The organism is Sporosarcina cascadiensis (assembly GCF_009650995.1).
Lineage (GTDB): Bacteria > Bacillota > Bacilli > Bacillales_A > Planococcaceae > Sporosarcina > Sporosarcina cascadiensis.
In genome coordinates this window covers 171,191-196,864 of record NZ_WHVV01000005.1, presented here as the reverse complement: position 1 = coordinate 196,864, position 25,674 = coordinate 171,191, and the positions used below count along the sequence as shown (strand labels likewise).

The 25,674-nt window shown below is 46.0% G+C and carries 30 protein-coding genes; 2 read left to right on the top strand and 28 right to left on the bottom strand.

Annotation, left to right across the window (positions count from 1 at the left end; all coding sequences use genetic code 11):
- Nucleotides 1-2: 2 nt before the first annotated feature.
- The 13 genes from GDZ68_RS07680 to GDZ68_RS07620 form a co-directional block, all read right to left on the bottom strand.
- Entirely contained in the window at nucleotides 3-287 is a 285-nt protein-coding gene (locus GDZ68_RS07680) for a BMC domain-containing protein (protein WP_009499205.1), read from the bottom strand.
- A 23-nt stretch (nucleotides 288-310) separates the two neighbouring features.
- On the bottom strand, nucleotides 311-1,780 hold the full coding sequence (locus tag GDZ68_RS07675; RefSeq protein ID WP_194841095.1) for an aldehyde dehydrogenase family protein: 1,470 nt from the start codon (nucleotides 1,778-1,780) through the stop codon (nucleotides 311-313).
- A gap of 74 nt (nucleotides 1,781-1,854) precedes the next feature.
- Nucleotides 1,855-2,499, bottom strand: a complete 645-nt coding sequence (eutL, locus tag GDZ68_RS07670; RefSeq protein ID WP_153721684.1) for an ethanolamine utilization microcompartment protein EutL — start codon at nucleotides 2,497-2,499, stop codon at nucleotides 1,855-1,857.
- A gap of 15 nt (nucleotides 2,500-2,514) precedes the next feature.
- Nucleotides 2,515-3,513: an ethanolamine ammonia-lyase subunit EutC gene (eutC, locus tag GDZ68_RS07665; protein ID WP_376776784.1), complete on the bottom strand. Its 999-nt coding sequence runs from the start codon at nucleotides 3,511-3,513 to the stop codon at nucleotides 2,515-2,517.
- 7 nt (nucleotides 3,514-3,520) lie between these two features.
- On the bottom strand, nucleotides 3,521-4,885 hold the full coding sequence (locus GDZ68_RS07660; protein WP_153721682.1) for an ethanolamine ammonia-lyase subunit EutB: 1,365 nt from the start codon (nucleotides 4,883-4,885) through the stop codon (nucleotides 3,521-3,523).
- 14 nt (nucleotides 4,886-4,899) lie between these two features.
- Entirely contained in the window at nucleotides 4,900-6,348 is a 1,449-nt protein-coding gene (locus GDZ68_RS07655; RefSeq protein WP_153721681.1) for an ethanolamine ammonia-lyase reactivating factor EutA, read from the bottom strand.
- Nucleotides 6,349-7,005: 657 nt separating this feature from the next.
- Entirely contained in the window at nucleotides 7,006-7,503 is a 498-nt protein-coding gene (locus tag GDZ68_RS07650; RefSeq protein WP_153721680.1) for a EutP/PduV family microcompartment system protein, read from the bottom strand.
- Nucleotides 7,504-7,515: 12 nt separating this feature from the next.
- The gene (gene eutS, locus GDZ68_RS07645; RefSeq protein ID WP_153721679.1) at nucleotides 7,516-7,857 is read right to left on the bottom strand and encodes an ethanolamine utilization microcompartment protein EutS; all 342 of its coding nucleotides are present in this window, start codon (nucleotides 7,855-7,857) and stop codon (nucleotides 7,516-7,518) included.
- Nucleotides 7,858-7,888: 31 nt separating this feature from the next.
- Entirely contained in the window at nucleotides 7,889-9,148 is a 1,260-nt protein-coding gene (gene eutH / locus GDZ68_RS07640; protein WP_153721678.1) for an ethanolamine utilization protein EutH, read from the bottom strand.
- 160 nt (nucleotides 9,149-9,308) lie between these two features.
- Nucleotides 9,309-9,878: an ANTAR domain-containing response regulator gene (locus GDZ68_RS07635; protein WP_153721677.1), complete on the bottom strand. Its 570-nt coding sequence runs from the start codon at nucleotides 9,876-9,878 to the stop codon at nucleotides 9,309-9,311.
- A complete protein-coding gene (locus GDZ68_RS07630; RefSeq protein ID WP_228551040.1) occupies nucleotides 9,871-11,301 on the bottom strand; it encodes a PAS domain-containing sensor histidine kinase in 1,431 nt (476 codons plus the stop codon). Before GDZ68_RS07630 ends, GDZ68_RS07635 begins: the two co-directional genes overlap by 8 nt.
- A gap of 77 nt (nucleotides 11,302-11,378) precedes the next feature.
- On the bottom strand, nucleotides 11,379-12,356 hold the full coding sequence (locus tag GDZ68_RS07625; protein ID WP_153721676.1) for an alpha/beta hydrolase: 978 nt from the start codon (nucleotides 12,354-12,356) through the stop codon (nucleotides 11,379-11,381).
- Between the two features lie 405 nt (nucleotides 12,357-12,761).
- A complete protein-coding gene (locus GDZ68_RS07620; RefSeq protein WP_153721675.1) occupies nucleotides 12,762-12,905 on the bottom strand; it encodes a YfhE family protein in 144 nt (47 codons plus the stop codon).
- Between the two features lie 153 nt (nucleotides 12,906-13,058).
- Here GDZ68_RS07620 and GDZ68_RS07615 point away from each other — a divergent pair, with 153 nt between their 5' ends.
- Complete coding sequence (locus GDZ68_RS07615; protein WP_153721674.1) at nucleotides 13,059-13,448, top strand: OsmC family protein; 390 nt, start codon at nucleotides 13,059-13,061, stop codon at nucleotides 13,446-13,448.
- A gap of 36 nt (nucleotides 13,449-13,484) precedes the next feature.
- On the opposite strand, the gene GDZ68_RS07610 is transcribed toward GDZ68_RS07615, so the two are convergent.
- Genes GDZ68_RS07610 through GDZ68_RS07590 form a run of 5 tightly spaced genes read right to left on the bottom strand, consistent with a single transcriptional unit; the run spans nucleotide 13,485 to nucleotide 16,138 of the window.
- Nucleotides 13,485-13,892 carry a hypothetical protein gene (locus tag GDZ68_RS07610; protein WP_153721673.1) on the bottom strand — a complete coding sequence of 136 codons (408 nt, stop codon included), beginning with the start codon at nucleotides 13,890-13,892 and terminating at the stop codon, nucleotides 13,485-13,487.
- Between the two features lie 31 nt (nucleotides 13,893-13,923).
- A complete protein-coding gene (locus tag GDZ68_RS07605) occupies nucleotides 13,924-14,148 on the bottom strand; it encodes a DUF2651 family protein (protein ID WP_228551039.1) in 225 nt (74 codons plus the stop codon).
- A gap of 41 nt (nucleotides 14,149-14,189) precedes the next feature.
- Nucleotides 14,190-14,495, bottom strand: a complete 306-nt coding sequence (locus tag GDZ68_RS07600; protein WP_153721671.1) for a hypothetical protein — start codon at nucleotides 14,493-14,495, stop codon at nucleotides 14,190-14,192.
- 23 nt (nucleotides 14,496-14,518) lie between these two features.
- Nucleotides 14,519-15,670 carry a PstS family phosphate ABC transporter substrate-binding protein gene (locus tag GDZ68_RS07595; protein WP_153721670.1) on the bottom strand — a complete coding sequence of 384 codons (1,152 nt, stop codon included), beginning with the start codon at nucleotides 15,668-15,670 and terminating at the stop codon, nucleotides 14,519-14,521.
- Between the two features lie 15 nt (nucleotides 15,671-15,685).
- Complete coding sequence (locus GDZ68_RS07590; RefSeq protein ID WP_153721669.1) at nucleotides 15,686-16,138, bottom strand: helix-turn-helix transcriptional regulator; 453 nt, start codon at nucleotides 16,136-16,138, stop codon at nucleotides 15,686-15,688.
- Between the two features lie 173 nt (nucleotides 16,139-16,311).
- Between GDZ68_RS07590 and GDZ68_RS07585 the strand changes: the two genes are divergently transcribed.
- Nucleotides 16,312-17,634, top strand: a complete 1,323-nt coding sequence (locus GDZ68_RS07585; protein ID WP_153721668.1) for a sodium-dependent transporter — start codon at nucleotides 16,312-16,314, stop codon at nucleotides 17,632-17,634.
- A gap of 236 nt (nucleotides 17,635-17,870) precedes the next feature.
- Here GDZ68_RS07585 and GDZ68_RS07580 read toward each other — a convergent pair whose 3' ends face one another.
- From GDZ68_RS07580 to ureE, 10 genes are all read right to left on the bottom strand, one after another.
- Complete coding sequence (locus GDZ68_RS07580; RefSeq protein WP_153721732.1) at nucleotides 17,871-18,353, bottom strand: GAF domain-containing protein; 483 nt, start codon at nucleotides 18,351-18,353, stop codon at nucleotides 17,871-17,873.
- A 91-nt stretch (nucleotides 18,354-18,444) separates the two neighbouring features.
- Nucleotides 18,445-18,696 (bottom strand): PepSY domain-containing protein, encoded by a 252-nt coding sequence (locus GDZ68_RS07575; protein ID WP_153721667.1) that lies wholly within the window; start codon nucleotides 18,694-18,696, stop codon nucleotides 18,445-18,447.
- 87 nt (nucleotides 18,697-18,783) lie between these two features.
- A complete protein-coding gene (locus tag GDZ68_RS07570; protein ID WP_153721666.1) occupies nucleotides 18,784-20,085 on the bottom strand; it encodes an MFS transporter in 1,302 nt (433 codons plus the stop codon).
- 192 nt (nucleotides 20,086-20,277) lie between these two features.
- Complete coding sequence (locus GDZ68_RS07565; RefSeq protein ID WP_153721665.1) at nucleotides 20,278-20,706, bottom strand: YugN family protein; 429 nt, start codon at nucleotides 20,704-20,706, stop codon at nucleotides 20,278-20,280.
- Between the two features lie 128 nt (nucleotides 20,707-20,834).
- The gene (gene mnmH / locus GDZ68_RS07560) at nucleotides 20,835-21,869 is read right to left on the bottom strand and encodes a tRNA 2-selenouridine(34) synthase MnmH (RefSeq protein WP_153721664.1); all 1,035 of its coding nucleotides are present in this window, start codon (nucleotides 21,867-21,869) and stop codon (nucleotides 20,835-20,837) included.
- 21 nt (nucleotides 21,870-21,890) lie between these two features.
- The gene (gene selD, locus GDZ68_RS07555) at nucleotides 21,891-22,937 is read right to left on the bottom strand and encodes a selenide, water dikinase SelD (RefSeq protein WP_153721663.1); all 1,047 of its coding nucleotides are present in this window, start codon (nucleotides 22,935-22,937) and stop codon (nucleotides 21,891-21,893) included.
- Between the two features lie 144 nt (nucleotides 22,938-23,081).
- On the bottom strand, nucleotides 23,082-23,906 hold the full coding sequence (locus tag GDZ68_RS07550; RefSeq protein WP_153721662.1) for an urease accessory protein UreD: 825 nt from the start codon (nucleotides 23,904-23,906) through the stop codon (nucleotides 23,082-23,084).
- Complete coding sequence (gene ureG, locus GDZ68_RS07545) at nucleotides 23,907-24,518, bottom strand: urease accessory protein UreG (RefSeq protein WP_153721661.1); 612 nt, start codon at nucleotides 24,516-24,518, stop codon at nucleotides 23,907-23,909.
- 18 nt (nucleotides 24,519-24,536) lie between these two features.
- Complete coding sequence (locus GDZ68_RS07540; RefSeq protein WP_153721660.1) at nucleotides 24,537-25,223, bottom strand: urease accessory protein UreF; 687 nt, start codon at nucleotides 25,221-25,223, stop codon at nucleotides 24,537-24,539.
- Nucleotides 25,216-25,671 carry an urease accessory protein UreE gene (gene ureE / locus GDZ68_RS07535; protein WP_153721659.1) on the bottom strand — a complete coding sequence of 152 codons (456 nt, stop codon included), beginning with the start codon at nucleotides 25,669-25,671 and terminating at the stop codon, nucleotides 25,216-25,218. The genes GDZ68_RS07540 and ureE overlap by 8 nt, the downstream gene beginning before the upstream one ends.
- Between the last annotated feature and the right edge of the window lie 3 nt (nucleotides 25,672-25,674).

Here is a 25,674-nt window from a genome sequence, read left to right as displayed (position 1 = left end):
AATTATTCGCTTTTTGGCAAGATCATTTCTAATTCGTTATGCGGTCTAGGGATTACGTGTACAGAAAGCAATTCGCCGACACGCTGTGCAGATGCTGCGCCTGCGTCAGTTGCTGCTTTCACTGCGCCTACATCACCGCGTACTAGTACCGTTACGATTCCGCCGCCGACATGTACTTTACCGACTAAGTTTACGCTTGCTGCTTTTACCATTGCGTCTGCTGCTTCAATTGCACCGATTAACCCTTTAGTTTCTACCATTCCTAATGCTGTACCTTCTCTGTTCATAATTGTTTCCTCCTAATATTGTTTTATTTTGTAAGTTGTTTAACAATTTCACTGACTAAGTTTTGTACTAATGCCGGATCGATATTGCTGTTTGTCGAAGATGATACATTGTTCATCACACTGGATACGAGCTGTTCATTTGATTGAGACACCGGCTCGGAATGCTTCGGCAGCTGGACATCTTTCGTGCCGTAAGCCATCCGTTTAATGTTCAGTAAATGTTTCGCTGTCACGTTGTCGGATGTAATGTTGCCGCCGAATGTACCGCAGCCCAATGTGAATGACGGCATCAAGCCCGTCGTTCCGCCAACTGCTCCAATCGAAGACATCGTATTGACCAAAATACGTGATACCGGCATTTCCATCGCAAACTCACGCGCCACTGCATCGATTTCAGTATGAAGCGACAAGCTGTGTCCGCGTCCGCCGAGGTTCAGTAGGTCAAGACATACCTTCTTCGCGTGCTTCACGCCGTCCACCGTATACATTGCAAAAATCGGTGATAACTTTTCCAATGAAAACGGAACATTCTTGCCGACTTCCGTTTCCAAGCCAATAATTACGCGTGTGCCTTCCGGAATTGAAATTCCAGCAAGCTGCGCAATGAACTGCGGACTCTTGCCGACCACTTTCGGATTGACTTTACCTGGAACCGGTGAAATAACACCTTCCATGATCTTCTTTTCTTCATCCGATAAGATATAGGCACCGTTTTTCTTCAGCTCACGTGTGACCAGATCGACCACATGCTTATCTACCACAATTGCCTGCTCCGTTGCACAGATCGTACCGTAATCGAAGGACTTGCTATCGATAATGTCTTTTACCGCCTTCTCAATTTTTGCAGAACGCTCGATATAAACGGGTACATTACCGGGGCCTACGCCGTAAGCCGGTTTTCCTGAGCTGTACGCCGCTTTCACGAGTGCACCGCCGCCTGTCGCTACAATCAGATTGATATCTTTGTGGGACATCAACTGCTGCGTCGCTTCCATCGAAGCAAGCGTCAGACATTGAATCAAACCTTCAGGCGCGCCCGCTGCAACTGCTGCTGCGTCACAGACTTGGAGTGCCTCCTGCGTACATTTCACTGCATACGGGTGAGGGCTGACAACAATCGCATTGCGTGTTTTCAATGAAATTAGTGTCTTGAAGAATGCAGTGGAAGTTGGATTCGTTGTCGGTATAATGGCTGCGACCACACCAAATGGAGCAGCAATTTCCACAACTTTATTCAAATGGTCTTCTTTGATGATACCGACCGTTTTAAGATCTTTAATGCTTTCATATACATCACGGGAGCCGACTTCGTTCTTGATTTTCTTGTGAGCCGCTACCCCCATGCCCGTTTCGTCTACAGCCAGCTGGGCAAGACGGCCGGATTGCGCGAAAGCTGCATCCGCAACGGCTTTGACGATTTTATCGACTTGCTGCTGGGTATAGCTCATGAATTTTTCTTGTGCTTCTTTTGCTGTTTGAACGGCCGTGCGCATTTGCTGCAGGGCCAATAAATCGTTATCTACTAATTGAACCAAGTTCAAACACTCCTTTCTAGTTACTTCTGCAGTCAATAGCTCAGCGGTTCATTCGCCATATTCTGTACAGCTTCTCTGAACGCATCTGCTGCTGCCTGGCAGGAAGATTGCGTTCCTGTCAGCAGGCCGCCGCCGAAGTTTGTTTCGGAGGGAGGCGCGTACAATTCGCATAGCGTGACATCTGCTGCTTTCAAAGCAGCGTCCAGGCCAATAATTGCTTCGGCAGGCGGTGCGATCAAGTAAGCCAGTGATTGACCCACCGGTATGCCTGCCATTTCCGCCAGGTAGCTGCCGCTGCTCGAGATGGTATGTGCATAAAATGCATGATCAGGATTTCCATTGATCGCTTCGAAATAAGCTTCATTCTCGATGGTGATCCGAATGGAATCCAGACCGCTTTTCACTTCATCCGGAGAAGGTCCGGCGATTATTCCAATGAACTCGCCTGACAACGGACCGGATGAATGTGCAGCGCCTGCGTAGAAACTTTTTGCGTAGACGACTTCCACATCAGTATGTTTGGTAGCTGCATCTACTGCCGTATATCCTACGTCATCAATCGTAGTGGTCACTAAGCCTAAGCTGCGCTGATAAGGCTTCAGCTGAAACTTTTCAGCGAGTTCTGGACTGACGTTCGGGATGACTTGCATTGACAGAATATCCGCAAAGATCTTCATACGTCCATCTCCTCCTTATCCTTCTTTTTGAACAAGCTTTACGCCGCTTGCTTCATATTTCAAGATTTTCTGTATAACCGTACCAAGAAATGCACCAGCTTCAACAGGCGGAATTCCACCTTTGTGAATATTGGAGATAACCATGCGATCCGCCTCAATCGTACCGTGTCTCGGCTGATAGCAAAGATACGCACTGAGTGATTCCGCCGAAACGAGTCCCGGACGTTCGCCGATCAACATAACCACAACATCCGGTTTCAGCAATTCACCGATATCATCCATCACGGCCACTCTGCCTTTATCGACATAAAACGTGGTACCCATTTCGATATTCAAGTTATTGAGAGACTGCTGAAGTGATAAGTAGACGTCTTCCAAGTTTTCCTCGATCGCTTTTGCACTCAGACCGTTGGACGCAACAATCTGAACAACCGGAGATTTTTTGCAGCGCTCTTGTATCGTTGTTTTCGCTTCATCGGAAAGCTTTCGTCCAAGGTCAGGGCGCCGGATATATTCTTCCTTATCCGCCACTTTGGACTGGACTTGGAATAACCCTAAACCTTCAAGCAAATTATCCGGAACTTCTCCGAATACCGCGTCGACAGCTGCCGCATGGTCCAGACGAAACTTCAGCCACGTATCGGTTTTAGGACGCGATCCTGCCCGGCCGACACCTATTCGCGCCGGGGTCTTTTTGCGATACTCCGCCAAGTGATCTTCTTTCGGCTGCTCTGCTTCAGCTTTTGGTTTGCCAAATGCCGTAGTCGGTTTCGGTTTCACAGTCGCAATATTGCGCTGCGGCTTTGCTTCCCCGGTTGTACTGTGGAATGTTACTGCACCGCTTGGTGAAGCCTGCGGTGTTTCAGCTGCCAAATGACCGGCCGGCTGCTGTGAAAACAACTGAACCTTTTGTTCATCGGCCGGCTGCTGTGCCGTTTGTCCGCCGTTTGCCGCTTCCAGTTTCTCCACAACCATTTTAGTAATCTGCTGAATCAATTCTTCGTTCAAATCCATCCACCTCCTATCGATTGAACATGGTGAGGTCTCCGGCACGCTTGCTCAATCTGCCGTTTTCATAGATCCCCATCTTTTCGAGCCACTGTAAGTATTCAGGTGCCGGTGTCTTGCCTAATGTTTGAAGGACTGTCGCCACATCATGATAGCTCATCGACTGGTAATTCAGCATGACATCATCGCCCATTGGTGCAGCAATGATGAAGTTCACGCCGGCAGCAGTCAGCAAAATACTTAAATCTTCAATATCGTTTTGATCCGCTTTAATATGGTTCGTATAGCAAATATCCACACCCATCGGCAGTCCGTGCAGCTTGCCCATGAAATGATCTTCGAGACCGGCGCGGATGACCTGTTTATTGTTATATAAGTACTCCGGCCCAATGAAGCCGACCACTGTGTTGACGATAAACGGATCATAGTGTCTTGCGAAACCATAGTTGCGGGCTTCCATTGTTACCTGATCGACGCCGTAATGCGCCTCTGCAGATAACTCGGATCCCTGTCCTGTTTCGAAATACAATGTTTGCGGACCCGTACCCGTGCCTTGTTTCAGCGATACCTCTTTTGCTTCCGCAATTAATTCTGCTGAAATTCCGAATGAACGGTGAGCCTTTTCTGTTCCTGCGATACTCTGGAAAATCATATCTGCCGGAGCTCCCTGCTCAATCGCTTTCATTTGGGTCGTCACGTGTGCGAGTACACAGTTCTGCGTGGGAATTTCCCAGTCATTAATAAAATCTTTTGTCGCATGCAACACGCGCTTTACACTTTCTACGGAGTCGTCTACCGGATTGATCCCGATGACAGCATCACCGATTCCGTAGGACAGACCCTCTTTCAGCGAAGTAATGATACCGTCGATATTGTCTGTCGGATGATTTGGCTGCAAGCGGGATGATAATGTTCCTTTATGCCCGATCGTAATATTACACGTCGAAAGGATTTCAATTTTATTGGCCGCATGCACTAAATCCAGATTCGACATCAGCTTCGTCACTGCCGCGATTACTTCAGAAGTCAATCCGCGGCTGAGACGTTTCAGTTCCCGGTCACCCACTTCATTGCTTAAAATGTACTCCCGGAGTTCCGCGATACTCCAATTTTGGATTTCGCTGTAGACTCTTTCGTTGATATCATTTTCAATAATCAGCGAGACCTCATCGTCTTCGATCGGAATCAATGGATTATTGCGGATATCACTGACCAGCAGCTCACTGACGACTGTTTTGGCGGCAATGCGCTCCTGCACGGTTTCCGCTGCAATTCCTGCGAGGCGGTCACCGGACTTCTCTTCGTTTGCTTTTGCAAGCACTTCTTTCAGGTCGGAGAATATGTATCGTTCCCCGCCTAATGTAGCCGATAAATTCACGTGCGATGCCTCCTTTACGTTGTGTGGAAGGTTAAGGTTTTTACTACGACGGGCACGACGCCCGACGCCAATATTTTTCCTATATCGATGTAATCGCCTGTCTCCACATTAATTTGATCAATGCAAATTACACTTTGTTTCACTTGTAACGCGGCTAATGTCTGGCCAAGCACTTTGGCGTGGTCCGACTGGATAACCAGAATGATCGGCTGTTCGGGCCTGGGCCGCTGATCCATGATCTGCACGATTGCTTTCGCCAATGTCTGCACATCACGAAATCCGAGATACGGCAGATTGGATAGATACAGCGCGAAGTTCTGCCCTTCTTTTGCAGAATCATATAGAGCGACCGCTTGCTCAATCGCTTTTTCAAAATTAGATAACCCGGCAGCCAGATCGGCTTCAAAATCATATTGATAGATCGGTATATTTTTTAATGGCAGTTCATGCGGCGCCACTTGGATGGTCGCTCCGCTTATTTCTGTCGTCTGCGTACCTGCGCCAAGCACTGTCGCACGAACGGTTTCGACAGGCTCCTGCCAAGTGAATTGCTGCAGCGATCGATTGTTCAATAATGCATCGGCAAGCTGAATTCCAATGTCATCATACTGCGCCGCCTGCTCTTCATCTGAAGAATGGCGATACATGCATTCAGATATTCCGCCTGAGAATACGATAGTATCAACAGGCTTTGCCCAGTTGGGTTCATGACCGAGCAGCAGCACTTGATCTTGCGCATGCACTTCTTTTTTTAAGATACGGGCCATCGCCTCCGCCATATAAACCGTGACGAATTTGACTGCCGCTGCACTTTGCGGATCACCGGCTTGCAGCGAGTAACCTTGATCTTTCAGCAGCTGCTCGACGGGAGGTGAGATTGTTCGGACTTTGCCTTGTGCAAACTCGATCAATCGGCCGCCGATGTGCATCGTGCACGTGCCAAGCAACTGTTTGTTTTGGTAGACTGCAATATTTGCCGTTCCCCCGCCAATATCGATATTCGCAATGACTCGGCTGCTTTTTTTGCCTGACTCTTCGTAGCTGCCTGAACCTTTTGCTGCAATGATGCCTTCTAAATCAGGTCCCGCCGTTGCCACAAGAAAATCTCCTGCTTCGTCCGACAGCTGATGAAGCATCTCACTGGCATTTCGCTTGGTAGCCGTTTCACCCGTAATAATGACAGCGCCTGTCTCAATTTGAGAAGGTTGAATTCCCGCCTTCTCATATTCCGAGCGAATGATTTCCTGAACACCCGCTACGTTAATCGTTACCGCATCTTGCAGCGGCGTTCGGAAGACCGGGCTTTTGTATAATATTTCTTTGTCCGTTATTTCAATTCTCGGCACATGCGCTGCTCCCGCAACATTCCGCAAAGAGAACCGGCTGATAATCAGCTTCGTCGTGCTTGTGCCAATATCAATGCCTGCACTGATGATAGTTTCGTGCTTATTGAAATTGCTCACGCCCACACCTCTTTCTGAATTACCTTCCAATAAATTTTGTGCCTCATATTGTTGAATTGCCATTGTTTTCGTCGTGGTTGGTGCGGTGAATCATTGTTTTGGTTCGGTGCCGCTTGCGTTTGGTGCGGCCGTCCGCCGTTTTGGTTCGGTTCCCTCTGCTTTTGGCTCGCTTCCACGTCATTTTGGAGCAATTTCAGCGGTTTTTGGCGCGGCCCTTCATCGTTTTCGTTCGGCACCTGCATTTTCCGGCAAGCCCTCCAACGCCTGTCGAGGCTAAACGGCGCTTTCCGCTTTTGAATTATCCAGCTGCGACGGCTAACTCCTCGGGTCACTTCAGACTTAAAGGAAAGGCAAAGTGCGCCTTTCTTTTAAGTCCTCCAGTGCCTGTCGGAGCTGGACAGCCGTCTCCGCTTTAGAATCATCCAGCTGCAAGCGCCAGCCTCTCGGGTCGTTTCGGTCCTGCCAGAAAGGCAAAAAGCGCCTTTATGGCAAGACCTCCAACGCCTGTCGAGGCTAAACGGCGCTTTCCGCTTTTGAATATAAAAAGACGCCTTTACAGACCCGTGGGAAGTCCACGAGATGTAAAGGCGCCATTGCCGTTTTTATTCACTTGTATGAGCTTTACTATATCAAATTCTGCGATAGGTGTAAAGGGTATCATCCTAGGAATAGTAAGCGTTCATCGTCCATTTGTTCGACGTATTGACGCATGGATGCCAGGTCATTAAGTTTGGTTAACTCTTTCAAGTGATCGATGCCCACTCCTGTTACAGAGGAGGTAATGACGATCGGGCCTTGATTCATGACCATTTTTAGCATGACGAGCGCTCGTTCAGTATCAGCATCAGGACGGTCACACTTTGTAATCACGCCGATCGGCAACTTCGGAACTCCCAGGCTGAAGCCGGGAGGGAAGATCAGCTTTTCGCTTGTTGAATCTTGCAGATAAAATACATGTGTTACTTCCAGAGCGGTTGCCATGATATTTTTATAAAACATTGGATTTTCCGTATATTCCCCAGGAGTATCGACAATCCAATCAAAATAATTGAGCGTCTGCGTCTTGACAGCTTTTACTTCCCGGCCTAACAAGGCATTCGTCAACGTGGACTTTCCTGCGCGTACCGCACCGACCAGCATCGCCTTGTTTTGCATCCTCACCACTCCTTAAGACTTCGTAATGGCAGCCGGTGTATAACCCAGCTTTTCAGATAAGAACCGATTGATTTCCTGCATTGCCATTTCCACTTCAGACACACTCCCGACAATTACCAGACTTCCGGTAAACCTGTCCAGAAAACCAATACGAACATTTGCCGCTTTTGTTGCTAAATCCCCTGCGATGATCACCGTTTCGCTTGGTGTGCAAGTTAGGATACCCAAGGCTCCAGCCTCTTGAATACCTAATTTCTGGAACATGTCGGGATCAGGATTTGCGATTAAGTGGCTGAGTGTCAGCTGTTTTCCCGGAACAAATTCCTGTATAAACCGTTTCTTTTCCTCGCTCATTCTACACACTCCCTCTCTAACTAATACCTATTTATCCTTTTACAGGAGGAGTTTCAGCTTTATCTTCGTATTCGCCTGGGCGAATAATTCCTGCTTCACGATCCTGTTGTTCCAATTTCCGCGCAGTCGGGATGGATAGTTTGTACGCAATAATAATCGCGATAATTCCAGCGCTGAGCTTCCCGATAATCACCGGCAAAATAATGTTCGGCTGGAAGTTCGCCGTGAATGATAAGTGATCGCCTAGCAAGAATGCCGCACAAACCGCAAATGCAATATTAACGACCTTGTCTTTTGGACGCATATAACGAACTAAAGAGAACATCGCCAAAATATTCGCTACGGTAGCCAGAAGACCCGCACTTCCTTCAGGAGAAAGGCCGATTTTCTGTCCCGCTGCTTCCAGTGGACGACCCAAATATTTTCTGATCAAGTAAATCATCGGGAAAGCCCCTGCCAGCATGATTCCGATATATCCCGCTGTTTCAAGCGCACGGAACTGGTCTGCCTCATCCGCCATAATCGGATCAAAGCCCCAAACACCAAAGATTTTAGTGAAAATGCCTGTAAATACTTCTACAATGGAGAACACTAGCACAAGTTTGATTGCTGCGTCCATGACACGCCCGAAAATCATAAATCCATTGATCATCAGACGCGGGAAGAATTTTAATCCCAGTGCGATTAAAACAACAAAAATTAATAATGGCAATAAATTTATGAAAATCTGTAAATAACCAATCGCAAATTCATAATTTGAATTAGCTGTAGTGCTAATCACATCACGCACATCTGTATTAAAAATAACTACTAAACAAGATGCAATAAATGCTCCGATCGGAATCGTCAATACTCCCGACATAATACCAAGTGCCATATACTTATGATCCCGCTTATCAAGCATCGCAAGACCCATCGGAATGGAGAATACAATGGTTGCGCCGGACATGAAACCGACGATCAACGCCATAACCCATCCTTCATTTGTAACTTTCAGTGCTTCTGCCAACTGGTAACCACCCATGTCCGAAGCCAAAATTGTCGTAGCGGCAATGGCTGGATCTGCTCCGATTGAATCAAAGATCGGTCCGATGAATTTACTGATGAACCATGTCAAATAAGGGATGGATGCCATGATACCTGCTGCCGGGACAAAAATATGTCCAACCGCGTGGAGTCCTGACATGAATTCCTTACCTAACCCTTCCTCCGGATTTTTGATGGAAGCAAACGCCCCTGCAATCGCACAGGCCATTATAATGTATACAATTACCGTACCTATCATTTCCATAAAGGCTATCCCCTTTTATTATAATATTGTGTTGCATTTTCAGCCAGTAACTAGCAAATCACCACCTTTTCATTGGATGAACTCACAAATAATAGAAAAAATTGAAGACAAAAAAACGCTTAAAGAATGAAGCTCTTTAAGCGCCTTTGCTTAAATCTATTTACTTGTACGATTCAATAATTTCATAGGCAAGCGACTCCATTGTCATTTGCCGTGACATACTCTCATTCCGCATCTGTTTGAACGCCTGCTGTTCTGTTAACTGCTCAGCGTCCATTAGAATGCCTTTTGCCCGCTCTATGATTTTTCGCTTTTCTACTTCCTTTTCTGCCTGCCGAACATTTTCCTTCAGTCGTTTCGCTTTATCCGATTGATGAAGCGCCACTTCTATAGCCGGAATTAAATTGGATTCCAATATAGGTTTAACCAAATACCCCACTATATTGTCTTGCTGTGCTTTTTCCACAAATTCCTTTTGGCTGTATGCGGTAAGGATTAAAATTGGCAGATCCAGCTGTTCTCCGATAATGCGGCTTGCCTTCAATCCGTTCATCTTCGGCATCTTGATATCCATCAAAACTAAATCCGGTTTATGCAGAAAAGCAAGTTCAATAGCCCTGTCCCCGTCCCCTGCTTCGCCCACCACTTCATAGCCATGGTCTTGCAAGGTCATTTTCAGGTCCATCCGAATAATCGATTCATCTTCCGCTATGACAATCCGTTTACTCACCAAAGATTTCCACCTCCGCGCCTATTGGAAAAATGATCAGTGCATGAGTTCCAATTTCCCTAGGCACGTACAAGAATTCACCATTCAGGTCATTGGTCACAAGGTTATGGATGATTTCCGTTCCTAATGAAGTCTGAGGATCCTTCATTCCAACGCCGTTGTCGGAAACGTGAAGTTCTACAAAATCATTATCCACAGTAAATTCTACATCAATAATCCCTTGTTCTCTACCTTGGAACGCATGTTTTAAGGAATTCTGTATGAGCTCGTTGATAATCAATGCGATTGAAACCGCTTTCTTAGAGGTTGTTACTATTTTATTGCCATTCGGCTCAATAATCAAGTCTACTTTTAAATTATATTCATTTAATACCATAGTAGAACAGATTTTTCTTGTCAAATTAATAATGTTTACATCATCATCGTCCGCATGTTCCTTAGCAAGAATGATTTCATAAACGGAAGAAATACTATAAATTCTGTTCAGTGTTTCTTCAAATGCAGTACGGCTTTCTGCTGTAACGCCATTGCGCATTTGCAGTCGCAGTAAGCTTGCCACCGTCTGAAGATTGTTTTTGACACGATGATGAATTTCTTTGATGACAACCGATTTCATCATTAATTCTTTTTCTTTCGTCCGAAGTTCGGTGATATCCTGAACAATGAGCAAGGTTTCTCGGGATTTATTTTTTTCTCGCATTTTTATTTTTTTCACTATGAGACTTTTGCGTTCAATTGTCATTTCAAATACAAATACATCATCTTTCTGCTCATACACCGGCTGTAAAAACGGCAGCAGTTCCACTAAGTTTTGGTTGTGCAGTTCATCGCAGCCGCTCAGCTCAGATATCAGTTTCAAACCCGACGGATTGGCGTAGACGAGCCGGTTTGAAGCATCTGTTAAGATCAGCATCTCCATTAATAAGTCTGAAACTACACCCAATCCCGAATTAGTCAGCTGATCTTCTGCGGTTTCTGTAATGACCGAAAAGTTCTGTAGCGGTTGATCGGTAGATGAGGAGGAGACTTCTTTTTCCTGAATCAGCACTCCAATCACCTGATGGCACATATTCTTGATTGGCACCACCGTCTGATCGACTGCGATTCCTTCCTGCGTCACAGCATGGCGAATAATGGACTTTTTCCCATTACGGTACGAATAAAACACGCCCGGCTCAAACGATTCGAAAACAATCTTTCCTATAACCGAATTGTCATACAGCGGCTTGCATCCTTTGGGAAATGCTTCTGCCACGACAATCGCTTGATTATGGGATTTTAATTTGCAGTCTATAAACATATAATCACCCGATAAATCTGCGTATGTCTGCAGACTAAACGCCAGTTCCTGCAGAATTTTTATATCTTGATCAGTTAAATCTGTATGCTGTTTACACAGTTGTTCCACTGTCGCTTTAACCAATCTACCACAACCTCGCTTCAGGGAAATATCTCTCCCTGCATTTTGTAAAGTTAGTATAATGCTGATTTTTTGGCAGGTCAATCTTTCAAAGCAGACAAGTGGGATCGCAAAAAGTCTGAAACCCTTAATTTATAAGCCTTCTCATCCATCACAAATGCCTCACCGTGATTGGCACCGTCCACTAACAGCAGCTCTGCCTCGCTGTTTGTCTCATTGAATAATTCCTCCGCCATTGCGGTCGGCACAAACGTATCCGCTTTGCCGTGAATATACAAGATCGGAACTTCTGTCTTTTTGACTTCATTCAGCGCATTCGCTTCTTTCAATGAGTAGCCGGCCTTCGCCTTCGTCAGCAGACTCATATTATCGAGCAGCGGATAAGCAGGCAAATGAAACATGCGGTCCATTTGATAAGCGAACAGCTGATACACGGATTGATACGGGCTGTCTGCCACGATTGCCTGCACCTGTTTCGGCAATTCCTCTTCTCCGCTCGCCATTAATACTGTCGCCGCGCCCATTGAAAGTCCGTGGTATACAACTTCTGTTTCGGGCCCCTGCTTCTGTACCAGCTGTTTCGTCCAGTCAATCAAGTCCAGACGATCCGGCCAGCCAAAGCCGTAGTAATCGCCGCCGCTCCGGCCATGCCCCCGCGCGTTCGGCATGAAAACATTAAACCCGAGTTCTTCATAATAATACTGGCCGTACAGCCCCATCTGTTTTGCATGTCCCAGGTAACCATGCGTCAGGATGACCAGCTTGTTGGAAGGCTGCTTTGCCGGCAGGTAATACCCCATCAGTTCCAGACCGTCCCTAGAGGTCAGCTTCATTTCTTCGTATTCTTGCTCCTCCACCCATTGTCTCCAGTCACCGTTCAGAAATACTTCCATCGTTTCAGCAGATACTTTAAGATCCGCATTGCCAGTCAGAAAGTCCTTTGGCCCCCGCTTAATTGCCAAGTTATAAAAGAAAAAACTGCCTGCTATTTGAAAGACTATAAAGAAAGCAACAATAATCAACAAAAACTTCTTCCAGCCTATTTTTCTCATCTTCATTTCCCTCGTTCTCTTATTCAATTGTCACTTGGCAAAGTTGTATCGGAGTCTGAACTAAGCGTCTAGATAGGTTGAATTAATAAATAAGCATTCCATAAATTACCTAGCACCGTTGATTTCCGTTCCAGGCGGACGCTTTCTGGAGGGCCCGCGGTGAGCCAACTTGGTCGCTTCGCTCCCCTAAGTTGTCATCACCTGTCGGGCTGATCCTCCCAGAGTCGCCGCCTTGCACTCCAATCAACTGAGTAGATAGAACATAGCTTCCTTATGATGTAAAAAGTTTAATACAACTTATATAGATAAGTATTTCTTCTTATTATACAATGAAAACCAAGTTTTGTTTATGACAATTTCATGAGAAAAGCCCCAACAGATAAAAGTATCTGCTGGGGCTTTTGATTAGTGTTATTTATTTTGTTTCTGATTGTTTTCTTGCTCAGCTGCTTTGTCTGCCCTCTTAAAGTCTTTTGCGTATAAGACTTCTTGAGTGGATGAAAGGCCATTGTTTTTATCAGTAAATGTTTTGTGCGGCTGCTTATTTTCACTCATGCATGAACACTCCTTTCCTTCTTATTTCTAGTCTTCCACATATGCTGCAAATTAAACGCAGCCAGTAAGTCTGCAGCGATTCCGATAAAGGAAGCAAAATCTTCTATCTTTTCGGCAAAACAACGTATACTACTTGCATAAGGAGCTGATCATATGCAATTTCACATGACAGAACACGGTTTTGACACCGAAACGGAATTTGGTACATTACACATTTCCTCCAATGAAGAAAAAGGATTTCGTCCATACCAGCTGATGGTCGCGTCCATCGCTGCCTGCGGAGGCGGCGTCATGCGCAAGATTCTTGATAAAATGCGCATGCCTGCTGACGATATTGCGATTGCTGTAAAGGAAGTCGTTCGTTCAGACGATGATGCAAGCCGCATTATGAAAATCCACCTTCATTTCACCGTCATCGGCTCTGATATTACGGAAGAAAAAATGCCGAGAATTATGGAGCTCACTGAGAAAAACTGTTCCATGCTGCAGTCCGTAATGGGCTGTATAGAAGTGGTGAAAACGTACGAGATTGGCAGTAAATAAAATAAACGGCGTGCCCGGAACATTCCGGCACGCCATTTACTTTTTTAAAGGCAGCAAAGGCTCTTCTTCTGTGTAGCGCGAATACGCCCAGCCACCCAGTGAGACATTTGTACACGCCTCATCCTCACAATAAAAAATATATGTTTGCTGATCAGTTGAAACATGCACTTCGTAATGAATGACGGAAGACGGATCTGCTACATTAAAACGGCTGACACGCTGCATAATCGAATGGACTGTTTCCTTTTCTGCAATGCTTTGATATTCTTCATTCTGCAGCGTCATCACTGTCATTTCTCCTAATATTTCTTGATCGTCTATATTTGGTGTATATGTACTTTTTAGAAAGCTCGATGTTCCTAAGTAGATATTCAGTGCCACGCTTATAATTACTATCGCTATAAACAACACAGACTTTTTCCGCATGCCTGCACCTTCTTTCATGTGGCCGCCGCTTCACAGCTTGCAATAGTCCTTATTTCAGCGTGAACTTCATGAGTAAACTAAGAATTGCAGACAGTAACGTAAATATAATTACCCAAATGAAAAAGGTTGTGTCGAAGACGGTAAATGTCAATACAGTGAAAATCACAAAAGTAAGTAACAGAACGACAAACCACTTCTTAAGCAGTAAATAGCCAATAACTGAAGTGATAACGACAAGAATCGGAAAAAGTAAAAATACCACAGCAAAATACACTCCATCCACTTCCTCTTTCATTTAGTTGGGAGGACTGCTGCTTATCCCCACCACATTGCTGTTACAAAAAAAGAAAACATCGAAATCGGTACCGCAATGATACTGATTGCCAACAAAGCACCCGACACTTTCCAGTCGCTAATACTTTTATTTTTCATTAATAAAGAGGCCAAAATAAAGCTGACTACATATAACAACAAGCTAATCACCGTGAACCCAGTCAAATAATAAACAGGATTAATATCTACCGCGTAATCGGTCATGAAATATGCCATTCCCTGACCATATACACCCAGGATTGTCGCTATAATCATACTGATCATTATCGATAACGTCATCTTCATCATAATTTTCTCCTGTTCTACGTACCTCAAGGTTTCCCTACCGGCACATAGCCAACCTCCTCCACCAGATGCTGTCCTTGATCCGACAAAATCCACTCAATAAACTTCTGAACATTCGGGTTCTTCGTTCCGGCTGTCACGATATAAAATTCGGATGAAATCGGGTACTCATCTGAACGAATCGTTTCCTTTGTTGGCGTGACACCATTAATGGCCAGCAGCTTGATCTCCTCATTGCCCGCCATTTCCGTTGAATAGTAACGGAACGTATAGCCGATCGCATTTTTATAGTTTCGGTAGGTCGACACTTCCTGAATGATTCCGCCCATTCCTTCCGCCACATTTTCCCGCGGCGCTTCCATAATTGGCACATCGCCCATCAGCCGCTCCAGCGCCGTCTGGCTTCCGCTGTCTGCTGGCCGCTGAAATGCACGGACGGGCTCATTTTTCCCGCCGACCTCTTGCCAGTTCGTCACTTTTCCCGCGTAGATATCCTGAATTTGCTTTAACTCCAAATTGTTGATCGGATTCTTTTGATTGACGAAAAATACGAAGGCTTCCCGCCCTACCGGTGTCAGTTTCAGATTCAGCCCTTTTTTCTCCGCTTCATTCAGCTGGGCATCAGAAGGGCCTGCCGCAAAAATCATATCAACACGGCCTTCAAATAAATTCTCATACGCTTCAGGTGTGGTATTGACCATTACTTCGCTGTCATAGGGACTGTATGCTTTCTCTGGGTACACAGCCTGCACAAATGAGGAATACAGCGGATAAAGGGCGGTGGCTCCATCCATCTTCGGCAACTGATCCTGCAGTTGCAGCGCTGCCGGTTCATTCAGTTTCTTAACTTTTGATTCCTGGCCAAACGGCTCATAATAATAGACTTCCACCTCAGCACTTACAGTCGGTATGCTGTTTTTATAAGCTGTATAAATCGGCCAGACAGACGCACCGAGCAATATGACGGCAGCAGAAATTCCAAATATCTTTTTCCGCTGTTTCGTCCGGAATGAATGATTGATCATCATGATAATCCAGACATATAAAGTAACAGCTACTGCGATCATCAGAGGAATATAATGAAACTGTCCCATAAACAGCAAATACAATAAGCCGATTCCAACAAAAAATAGCAGCGCGATCAGAAAAAACACAGCAAATACTATCGTTGTGAACATATCGCCCTCTCCTTCCTATTTCCCAGTTAATTCACTCAAACGTTGTCTGGCTTCTTCTTCATCAAATGAACTGTACCAGCGATAATGTTCTTCATCTAAAATCCGAAAATGCTGGCTGATTACATTTTGCTGCAGCCGAAAACGTCCATTCTTTTCAATTTCCCGCCACCATACTTTCCCGCCCATCGACTGATCAATCGGCCGGTCTATTCCGTCATGTGCGATCGTCTCCAATACTTCAAGCGGGTCTCCTCCTACCGTTGCCTGCAGAACATCACTGTCCCGGAACAGCGCACAGACCGCAATAACAGCCGTCCAGCCCGCTGCGGTCCGCCCCTTTTCAATCTGGATTAGCGTCTTTTTGGAAAGTCCCAGTACATCTGCCATCTTCTGTTGGGAATACTCTTTTTCCAAACGTACAACGCGGAGCTTAAGTGATATCAAATCGGTTAATTCCTGCTGGTTCATACTCTCACCTCATGGTTACATTTCATATCTATTGGTGTAATATTACACCACCGAATAAAATATTGCAAACGAATTTTCAAAACTCTCTGCGAACCGCAGAGGCATCGCTTTTTTTTCGAAATCATGATAGGATTTAGTGAATTTATAATTATGTAAAAGAAACGAGGACGTATATGAAACAGCGGGAACAATGGACTTCCAAGATTGGTTTTATACTGGCGGCTGCCGGCAGTGCGATCGGATTAGGGGCAATCTGGAAATTTCCTTATATGGCGGGAACAAACGGAGGCAGCGTGTTTGTCTTGTTATTTATTATTTGTACATTACTGATTGGACTGCCGATTTTATTGGCGGAGTTCGTTATTGGCCGGCGAGGACAGGCGGATGCTGTCACTTCCCTGCAGAAACTGTCAACCGGCAGGAACTGGGCGTGGGTCGGCTGGATGGGTCTTGCCTCATCCTTTATCATCCTGTCTTTTTACAGTGTGGTCGGAGGATGGATTTTATCGTATTTGGCAAGAGCTTTTACATTTAAACTGAATGGAAAGGATTACGGCGAACTGTTCAACACGACAATCGCAAATCCTTGGGAGGTCTTGATTACACAGGCTTTGTTTATGGCACTGACAATCTTCATCGTGCAGAGTGGAATACGGGGCGGGATTGAACGGGCGAGCCGCTGGATGATGCCGCTGCTATTTCTGTCATTTATCGTTCTGGCGATCCGTTCTCTGACGCTCGATGGCGCAATGGAAGGTGTTAAGTTTTTATTCGTTCCGGACTGGAGCTATTTCAACGGGACCACTTTTCTCGTGGCACTCGGTCAGGCGTTCTTTTCTCTCAGCGTCGGGGTGACGGCGATGATGACGTATGCATCGTATCTCTCAAAAGAAGAGAAGCTCGGTCAGTCTGCATTTAATGTATCCATCCTTAATATCGGAATTTCTATTCTGGCGGGTCTGGTTATTTTCCCTGCAGTTTTTGCGCTCGGGCATTCTCCGGCAGAAGGTCCGGGATTGATTTTCGTCATTCTGCCGGCAATTTTCAATGAAATACCATTTGGCAGTGTATTTTTGATCATCTTCTTTATTCTGATGCTGTTTGCGACACTGACTTCAGCGATTGCCATGCTGGAAATTGTGGTTTCTACCGGAATACGCAAGAAGCATGACCGCAGAAGACGTGCTTCATGGGTATTTGGCGGACTGATTTTCTTAGTCGGAATACCAAGTGCGTTGTCATTTGGTTTATTATCTGACGTTCAGCTATTCGGCAACTCGATTTTTGATTTTGCCGATATCCTGACGAGCCGGATTGCGATGCCTCTCGGTGCGCTGGCGGTATCACTGTTTGCCGGGTTTGTCCTGACAAAAGAAGATACAGCGGAAGAATTACGGATGAATCCGGCTGTTCATTCTTTGTGGAAGTTGATCGTCCGCTACTTTGCACCGCTCGCGATTGTCGTTATTTTTATTACGTGGATAGTGGGAATGTAAATTCTCTGTCTTCCTCTGCGTGAGAAGTTTGGTGCGGGAAAGGGCCGGATTGGTTCGTTTGTTATGTAGTTTGGCGCGTTAGAGCTTGTGTTACGTGCGGCGGCAGCAGTCTTTGGTTCGTTCGCGGGCTTTTTTGGCTCGGCTGACTGTTTTATTGGTGCGTTGACATGCAGAATAGAAATGAATATCATGAAAAAAGCGGTCTTGAAAGTAGAATTACTTTCAAGACCGCCTATTTAGTTAATATGTTTCATCAGGACAGCTGCCGCTTCTGTAAGCCCTGCCAGATCTTCTTCAGTGAAACGATTCAATTCAGGACTGTCAATATCGAGCACCCCGAACACTTCTCCGTCTTTCATAAGCGGTACAACAACCTCTGAACGGGAAGCTGCATCACATGCAATATGGCCCGGAAATTCATTCACATCTGGAACAACCAATCCTTTTTTTGTCTGTGCCACTGTTCCGCAGACACCTCTTCCAAGCGGAATACGGATGCAGGCGGGCAGCCCCTGGAACGGACCGAGCACTAATTCTCTGCCGTCCATTAAATAAAAGCCGACCCAGTTAATGCGGTCGAAAAATTGGTTCAATAAAGCGGATGCATTGCTTAAGTTGGCATAAATATTCGACTCGCCAGATAATAACGAATCCAGCTGTGCTGCAAGCTGTGTATACTTTTCCTTTGGATTGCTTGAATAATCCGTTGCAGTGAACATCATATTACCTGCTTTCTGTGTAAGATCTTTACTATATTCTACACAGAATCACAGCTTAGGAAAAGCATTCGGGCTTACATCTGGTTCCTGTTCAATCCAATTTCACCCTGAGGATTTCTCCAGTAACAGCATCCACTTTTACTTCAAACTTCTGGCCGTCTTCCGTGCGAATGTCAATTTCATAGAGCAACTGGCCGTCATCAAAGTCCAGTTCTGATTTCACTACTTTTCCTGGAACTCTTTTCAATGCAATTTCATTTGCCTCTTCCATAGATATCCTTCGGTATTGCGGATGCTGCCAGTGATTTACCCAGTAAGAATTTTCTTCACGCTGTTGGTTCATACGCCGATTCCTCCATTTCTTTACTCCATATCAATCTATGCAGTGAAATGAATTAACGTGCCTGCCTCAAGATTACAGCTGCGGTTTCTATGCTTTGAAAGCTGCTTCAGCCGATGTCTTTTTTTCTTTCAAGCGTACCCAGATAATCAGCGGAATGAGCAGCAGTGCGATATATGTTCCTAGAAGACCAAGCATTGCGAAACTCGAGAATGCAACAACTAAGCCTGATGCCAGGCCGCCCAAAGTGCCGGCGAGCGCTACAAATACATCAATACTCCCTTGCGTCTTCGCACGTGTCAGCACATCTGTGGAATCAATGACAATTGCTGTGCCGCTGATTAATCCAAAATTCCAGCCTACGCCGAGCAATATCAGCGAAACGGACATCCAGAAAACGGATCCGCCAGCCACATATGCCGCGAGTATGCCTGACAGCGCTAAGGTCACGCCGGAAGCCACTACCATTACCGGCCGTCCTACTTTATCCACCAAGACACCGGTAAAGATGGAGGGCAGATACATGCCGGCAATATGTAGTCCGATTACCAAACCGATGCCTTCCAATGAAGCGCCGTGATGCTTCATGTGAACAGGTGTCATTGTCATGACGGCCACCATCACACCATGGGACAGAACCAGGACAATCGCGCCTGTCCAGATGCCCATTCGGCTCGCTTTATGCTCGTGAATAAACGCTCCGTCATTTGCCTGTTCTCTTTCTTTTGTCTTAGCGAGTTCAATGGCCCGTGCAGCCAACAGCGGATCAGGACGCAAGAAAATGAGAAATATAAGACCTGCCAGGATATAGGAAACTCCTGCTAATAAAAATACGCCTGTTAATGTCGGAATGCCGATAAAGTCCGCCACATACCCCATCGGTATAACCAAGTTAGGACCGGCGACAGCACCGATCGTAGTAAAAACAAGGGCCATACTGACTGCCGTAGCACGCTGTTTTTGATTGGCCAGGTCAGTACCGGCATAGCGTGCCTGAAGATTGGTCGAGGTGCCTGCCCCATAAATAAACAAGAAAATGAATAATACGAAAAGGTTTCCCATCGCCACAGCGGCAATCACGCCGAGCGCGCCGATGCCTCCCGTTATAAAGCCGGCCCCCAGGCCAAGTCTGCGGCCATAACGCTGCGAAATTCTTCCGACTAGATAGGCAGAAAAAGCAGAACCGAAAGTAGCCAGTGCAATCGGCATGCCAGCCAGGCTTTCATTCCCGGTCATCTGCTGAATCAATAGGGCTCCTACAGTTATTCCCGCTGCTAATCCGGCTCCGCCAAAAATTTGAGAAATCATGACCACAATCAAAGATCTCTTGTACAATTGCTGCTGGGCATGTTCTGATTGTGTGTATTGAGAGTAATCCTGCTGTCTTGCCATTTGTTTTCCCATCCCCCTTAGGCCGTCTGTCTATGTATCATCTCTTATCAGACATAGTGTTTATACGCTAATAATTCCATCCATCTTATCATATCTGACGGCGCTTGCAGCGGAAGACTCTCTTTTAATCAGCGCACATAAAAAAAGAGCAATTCCCTTATCTTCAGGGATTGCTCTCATACTGTGTCTGTATTATACAAAGGGTATAATGAAAATAGGATTTTCTGAAAATCTCGCAATGAGGTCTTCGCCTTCATGCACCCACTTTTCATCGTATACAATCGGTGCATCTTTATCATGCGGTGTTTGAAACTGATCCAGTCCGGCAGCCGCTAACACCGGGCTGTCATCATCGTCCAAACCAATATTCACTACGTGTTTGATAATGAATGGTGTGCCGAATGAGATCATCGCACTGTCCTCGTCCATTACGCCGTCCACTACATCAAAAGGCAGTCGTAAATAGACGGACTCGCCGCCATCCTGGTTTAATACCGTGTCAAAGTTCCCCCGGTCAAAATCCCAGTTCCCTCCAATGATTACTCCATGTTCCGCAAGAACTTTACATGCATCGCCGAACAACGCTTTTTTACCCGGCATAGTGGTTTTTAATTCAATCATGGCTTGCCCCTCTTTTCTTTGTCGGTTTTTCTCGCTGCTGATCTAGTTGAATGTATATCTAGGAATACCCCAGTTACATAGCCGGCAAACCAACAGGAACTTCCGGAAAAAGAAGAGCTGCCGCTGTTTTATTTCTTTAATTCCTTACATCTGTCCAGACATTCTTCATAGGCTTCCTGCACCGTTTCCGCCTGAATAACGTGCTCGCCTGCAACAGCAAAACGCGCAACGGAATATTCATACTGCGGGTCGTAGTAGTTTGTCAGCAGCTGCTCGACAGCTTCAGCAAATCGTCCATTTTCCAAGTCACTTTCAATGTCTGCAGCAACCGGCTGATGGATTCGCTTTTTAATCAGTTTGAACGCTTCCAAAAACTGTTCAGGGCGCTCCTTCGGCTCATACTCTGACATAATTTCATCTACACGGACTTTGGTCGGCAGCTGGATGATCCACTGTGGACTTTTCTCTTTTTTCTCAAACAATAAGGGCGGCATATGCACTTGTCCTATGCGCTTGCTTTCCCCTTCAATGAACACAAACGGCTCATCTGCATAACGGTCGAGCTTCTCTGCCAGCAGTATTTCAAACTTCTTTTGATTATTAGGCTTCACACCGATCTGTCCGAAAATGGAACCGCGATGCCCCGCCATACCTTCTAAATCAATCACAGGGTAGCCGTCTTCCTTCAGCTTATGCAGAATTTTTGTCTTACCGCTTCCTGTATAGCCGTTCAGCACAATAAGCTCAGGTGTGAAGGGCTGCTCAAGACGCTGGATGACCCACTTTCTGTACGTGTGAATTCCGCCGCTTATACGATTTGCGCGGATTCCCATCAGCTCAAGCACTGTCACTGCCGTCTTGCTTCGCATACCGCCGCGCCAGCAATAGACCGTAATCGGTGTGCCGATCTTTCTGAATTCCGCAATGAACGCAGGCAGTTTCGCGGAGAAAATCTCCAGTCCTCTGTCCATCGCGGCCTGCTTGCCGACCTGTTTATATAACGTACCGATTTCCGCCCGCTCTTCATTCGAAAAAACCGAAATGTTGAGGCTGCCGGGAATCGTTGCTTCTTCAAACTCTTTAGGAGAGCGGACATCGACCAGCGTATGTGATTGTGTTTTTTGTAGTTCCAATGCATCTGTCAATGTTAATTCTCGAACCATTTCGTTCACCATCTCCCTGATTTACTGCACAATAATTCTTCCGTCTTGCTCGTCTGTTACTTCCCCAATCAAATGGGCGTCGACACCTTGTTCGCGCAATTGAGCGAGAAGGCGATCAGCCTCTTCTCCTGCAACCGACACAAGAAGACCGCCCGACGTCACGGCATCACATAAAATCCATTGACCGATCTGATCCATTGATTCTGGATAATCAACGTCACCTGCCAAATGAGCGTGATTATTTTTCGTTCCGCCCGGCACTGAACCCGCTTCCGCCAGTTCTCTTGTACGAGGCAGGACAGGTACCTTCTCACTGTCGATGCGCAGGCAGACGCCGCTTCCTTTTGCCATTTCAGATGCATGTCCAAGCAAGCCAAAGCCTGTTACGTCTGTTGATGCATGGACGCTGTAGTCATCCATAATTTCAGATGCCGTTTTATTAAGCGTGGTCATGACCTTCGTAACAAGCGTAATCTCTTCTTCCGTCAGCAATTCATTTTTCAATGAAGTGGTCATGATGCCGACGCCTATCGGTTTTGTCAAGATCAAGCGGTCTCCCGGCTTAGCTCCTGCATTCGTACGGATTTTATCAGGATGAACCGTGCCTGTGACCTGCATGCCGAATTTCGGCTCTTGATCATCAATGGAGTGGCCTCCGACGAGTACTGCACCGGCTTCCTTCAGCTTATCGCCGGCTCCGCGCAGGATTTCAGTCAAGATATTGCGATCCAGTGTGTGAATCGGGAAAGCTACAATATTCAATCCGGTAATTGGCTTGCCGCCCATCGCATAAACGTCGCTGATTGCATTCGCAGCCGCCACTTGCCCGAAGTCATACGGGTCGTTGACGATTGGTGTGAAAAAGTCCAGCGTCTGTACGATCGCCATCGTATCACTCAGTTTGTATACCCCCGCGTCATCGCTCGTATCAAGACCGACAAGCAGGTTAGGGTCAGAAAGGCCAGGAGGCAGTGTATGTAAAACTTCAGCAAGGTCGGCCGGTCCGATTTTACAGCCGCAGCCTCCTTTTGAAGACAATGATGTCAATTTAACAGAAGAATTTCGCATAATGGAAATCAACCTTTCATTTGTAGTTCCTTAATTTTATCACAAATTTTACTCTCACTCGCGAATCGGCACTTGGAATTCTTGCTCTGCACAAAAAGGCATCCTCTTAGAGCAGCCATAACAACTGCCGCTAAGATGACGCCTTCAATACTTTCGCAAGAAGCTCGGCTTGGTCTGGAACCACTCCTTACTGACAAAGTGATGACACCGTTCAATGATCCGTTCTACCACCTGTGTTTGATTGGCCAAAATACGCACGGTAAACCCGCCAATCGGCAAACGCGATATTCCGATTCTGCATTCGACTTCTGCTTCCGCAACTTCTTGATACAGCCGGTTGACCAAGTCTTGCGTGATGTCTCCACGCACTGCCAAAATGGAGCCTAAATGTGTGTAACCTTCCATCGAACCAAGTGCGTCCATTTTCTGATGAGCCGGCTGCAGCTTGATGTGATCGTACACTGCTAATTCATCATCCACGTAGATTTCGGTTATTAAACGAAGCTGTTCATAGCTGAAATCCCGATTCTCAGGCGACCACCCGGGCGTCAGAATATCTGAATAAAACAAGGTGGAGGTCCGATCCATCCTCACAACGGTTTTTTGCATAAAGCGTGCTTGTTGATAAGCAATTAACGGATCAGGAAGATACTCCAGATAGCTTCCCTCTTTCAAGTGGAATTCTGCTTCTTGATAGACGTGATGCCGGGGAGTCCTGTACACCTTAGTCGCTGATTGTGTTGTCAGAGTGAGACGCGCCTGTTTCTCTGCGGTAATCTCCATGCGGTAACGATCTCCATCTATATAACCGCCGCCCGGGTTCAACAGGTAATAGCAAACCTGTCCTGATGCTTGATGATAAATGGGGCGCATCACTTTCAATGCGCCTTCAAAATAGACTCGATTTGGCACCGTCTTGCCGTTCCGGTCCGCTACAGCCAGCCGTAATAGACCTGTCCACCCGGCCAATTAGTGAAGACCCCTTAACAGCACATGCTCCTCAATCCATCGTATGACCTCATCAAGTCCTGTATTGTCTTTTAAATTTGTAAATACAAAGGGCTTATCTCCACGGAACACTTTGGTATCTGCCTCCATCACTTCCAAGCTGGCACCCACATACGGAGCCAGATCCGTTTTATTGATAATGAATAAATCGGATTTGATCATCCCCTGCCCGCCTTTACGTGGAATTTTTTCACCCTGTGCCACGTCAATAATATAAATAGAAAAATCCACTAGTTCAGGACTGAAGGTAGCAGCCAAGTTGTCACCGCCGCTTTCCACAAAAATAAGTTCGACGTCCGGATGTTTGCCTATTAATTCATCGATGGCTGAAAAGTTCATGGAAGCATCCTCACGAATAGCCGTATGCGGACATCCGCCCGTTTCCACTCCAATGATACGGTCTTCAGGCAATATGCCATGCTGAATTAAAAACTTTGCATCCTCTTTTGTATAAATATCGTTGGTCACGACAGCCATGCTCACTTGCCCCTGTAAAGCACGCGTTATTTTTTCAACTAGCAGTGTTTTACCGGCGCCAACAGGACCGCCTACTCCAATTTTTATCGGTTTCATATGAAATCTCCTTTACTGTCACGACATGAAAATACGAATATTCACATGCTCGTGCTTCATCTGTGCAATTTCCAGACCGGGCGAAACAATACCGAAATCTTCTATGTCCATGCATTGAATAAGTTCCGCCGCTTTTTGTAATTCACCATGAAAATGCTGAATTGTTTTCTGTCCATCTGTTTGTCCTAAGGGAATTGCCCGTACTGCATTTTGAATTAAGCTGCTGCAAGTCGAGTATAAATAATACAGCGTAACAGCGAATGAAGACGTATTCAGATGATGTCCAACCATGGAAAACACGAGCGCAGGATGACCAAATGATTGTTTCTTCTGCATCCTGTCTGCATAAAGAGTCAAAACCGGTATGTCATATAAGGATTGAATCAGCTTCGCCATTCGCTGCCCCATCCTTTGAGCGCCTTCCCGTGTTTCTGAAGGCAGGTTCTGTACATACAGTTTGTGGTCCAGCGCCCACAGTGCTTCCACGTCATTCTGCTCCAGCGCATTGAACGCAATCCTGCTGGCCAGTCCGTCTGTATAAATAAGCTGCTCGTGTAAAAATGCTGTCAGCCATTGTGTGAAAGACTGCCGGTCATGGATCAATCCTTCCTGAATATACGTTTCCAGTCCATAGGAATGACTGAATGCACCAGTCGGAAAACTGGAATCACAAAGCTGCATTAAAGGTAAATAGTGGTCAGTCATGACTATGGCCTATGTGACGGAACGCCTGTCGTACTTTACGTTCCTCCCGTACAAAAGGAATCTCCATTTGCTGCAGCAGCTCTTCGACGAGGTAATCATACTGAACCAGCATGTCATCTCCTTCAAATTGAGCCGGCAGATGACGATTTCCCAAGTTATGTGCAATCGTTCCCATTTCTTTCAAACCGCGCGGCTGGATGACTAGCAAATCATCTGAAATGACATCGATCATGATCAAGTTCCGCTCATCCATGAACAGGACATCACCCGCCTGAAGATCGCGCGGCTGCTTTAACCGAATGCCTATTTCTTTTCCATGATCTGTTTTCACACGCTGCACCCGCTTGACCAGATGGGCACTTTCCAAGTAGACCTTTTCTATATGCCGCTTTTGAATCTCTTGGTCATCCATTTGCTGTATATTCGCTACAATTTCCTCTACAATCATTCT

What these genes read in the sequence shown, in the direction of transcription:
- GDZ68_RS07680 (WP_009499205.1), bottom strand. Translation starts at nt 287, where the DNA reads ATGAACAGAGAAGGTACAGCATTAGGAATGGTAGAAACTAAAGGGTTA.
- GDZ68_RS07675 (WP_194841095.1), bottom strand. Translation starts at nt 1,780, where the DNA reads ATGCGCACGGCCGTTCAAACAGCAAAAGAAGCACAAGAAAAATTCATG.
- eutL (WP_153721684.1), bottom strand. Translation starts at nt 2,499, where the DNA reads ATGAAGATCTTTGCGGATATTCTGTCAATGCAAGTCATCCCGAACGTC.
- eutC (WP_376776784.1), bottom strand. Translation starts at nt 3,513, where the DNA reads ATGGATTTGAACGAAGAATTGATTCAGCAGATTACTAAAATGGTTGTG.
- GDZ68_RS07650 (WP_153721680.1), bottom strand. Translation starts at nt 7,503, where the DNA reads ATGCAAAACAAGGCGATGCTGGTCGGTGCGGTACGCGCAGGAAAGTCC.
- eutS (WP_153721679.1), bottom strand. Translation starts at nt 7,857, where the DNA reads ATGAGCGAGGAAAAGAAACGGTTTATACAGGAATTTGTTCCGGGAAAA.
- eutH (WP_153721678.1), bottom strand. Translation starts at nt 9,148, where the DNA reads ATGGAAATGATAGGTACGGTAATTGTATACATTATAATGGCCTGTGCG.
- GDZ68_RS07625 (WP_153721676.1), bottom strand. Translation starts at nt 12,356, where the DNA reads ATGAAGATGAGAAAAATAGGCTGGAAGAAGTTTTTGTTGATTATTGTT.
- GDZ68_RS07620 (WP_153721675.1), bottom strand. Translation starts at nt 12,905, where the DNA reads ATGAGTGAAAATAAGCAGCCGCACAAAACATTTACTGATAAAAACAAT.
- GDZ68_RS07615 (WP_153721674.1), top strand. Translation starts at nt 13,059, where the DNA reads ATGCAATTTCACATGACAGAACACGGTTTTGACACCGAAACGGAATTT.
- GDZ68_RS07610 (WP_153721673.1), bottom strand. Translation starts at nt 13,892, where the DNA reads ATGAAAGAAGGTGCAGGCATGCGGAAAAAGTCTGTGTTGTTTATAGCG.
- GDZ68_RS07600 (WP_153721671.1), bottom strand. Translation starts at nt 14,495, where the DNA reads ATGATGAAGATGACGTTATCGATAATGATCAGTATGATTATAGCGACA.
- GDZ68_RS07595 (WP_153721670.1), bottom strand. Translation starts at nt 15,670, where the DNA reads ATGTTCACAACGATAGTATTTGCTGTGTTTTTTCTGATCGCGCTGCTA.
- GDZ68_RS07590 (WP_153721669.1), bottom strand. Translation starts at nt 16,138, where the DNA reads ATGAACCAGCAGGAATTAACCGATTTGATATCACTTAAGCTCCGCGTT.
- GDZ68_RS07585 (WP_153721668.1), top strand. Translation starts at nt 16,312, where the DNA reads ATGAAACAGCGGGAACAATGGACTTCCAAGATTGGTTTTATACTGGCG.
- GDZ68_RS07580 (WP_153721732.1), bottom strand. Translation starts at nt 18,353, where the DNA reads ATGTTCACTGCAACGGATTATTCAAGCAATCCAAAGGAAAAGTATACA.
- GDZ68_RS07575 (WP_153721667.1), bottom strand. Translation starts at nt 18,696, where the DNA reads ATGAACCAACAGCGTGAAGAAAATTCTTACTGGGTAAATCACTGGCAG.
- GDZ68_RS07570 (WP_153721666.1), bottom strand. Translation starts at nt 20,085, where the DNA reads ATGGCAAGACAGCAGGATTACTCTCAATACACACAATCAGAACATGCC.
- GDZ68_RS07565 (WP_153721665.1), bottom strand. Translation starts at nt 20,706, where the DNA reads ATGATTGAATTAAAAACCACTATGCCGGGTAAAAAAGCGTTGTTCGGC.
- mnmH (WP_153721664.1), bottom strand. Translation starts at nt 21,869, where the DNA reads ATGGTTCGAGAATTAACATTGACAGATGCATTGGAACTACAAAAAACA.
- selD (WP_153721663.1), bottom strand. Translation starts at nt 22,937, where the DNA reads ATGCGAAATTCTTCTGTTAAATTGACATCATTGTCTTCAAAAGGAGGC.
- ureG (WP_153721661.1), bottom strand. Translation starts at nt 24,518, where the DNA reads ATGAAACCGATAAAAATTGGAGTAGGCGGTCCTGTTGGCGCCGGTAAA.
- GDZ68_RS07540 (WP_153721660.1), bottom strand. Translation starts at nt 25,223, where the DNA reads ATGACTGACCACTATTTACCTTTAATGCAGCTTTGTGATTCCAGTTTT.
- ureE (WP_153721659.1), bottom strand. Translation starts at nt 25,671, where the DNA reads ATGATTGTAGAGGAAATTGTAGCGAATATACAGCAAATGGATGACCAA.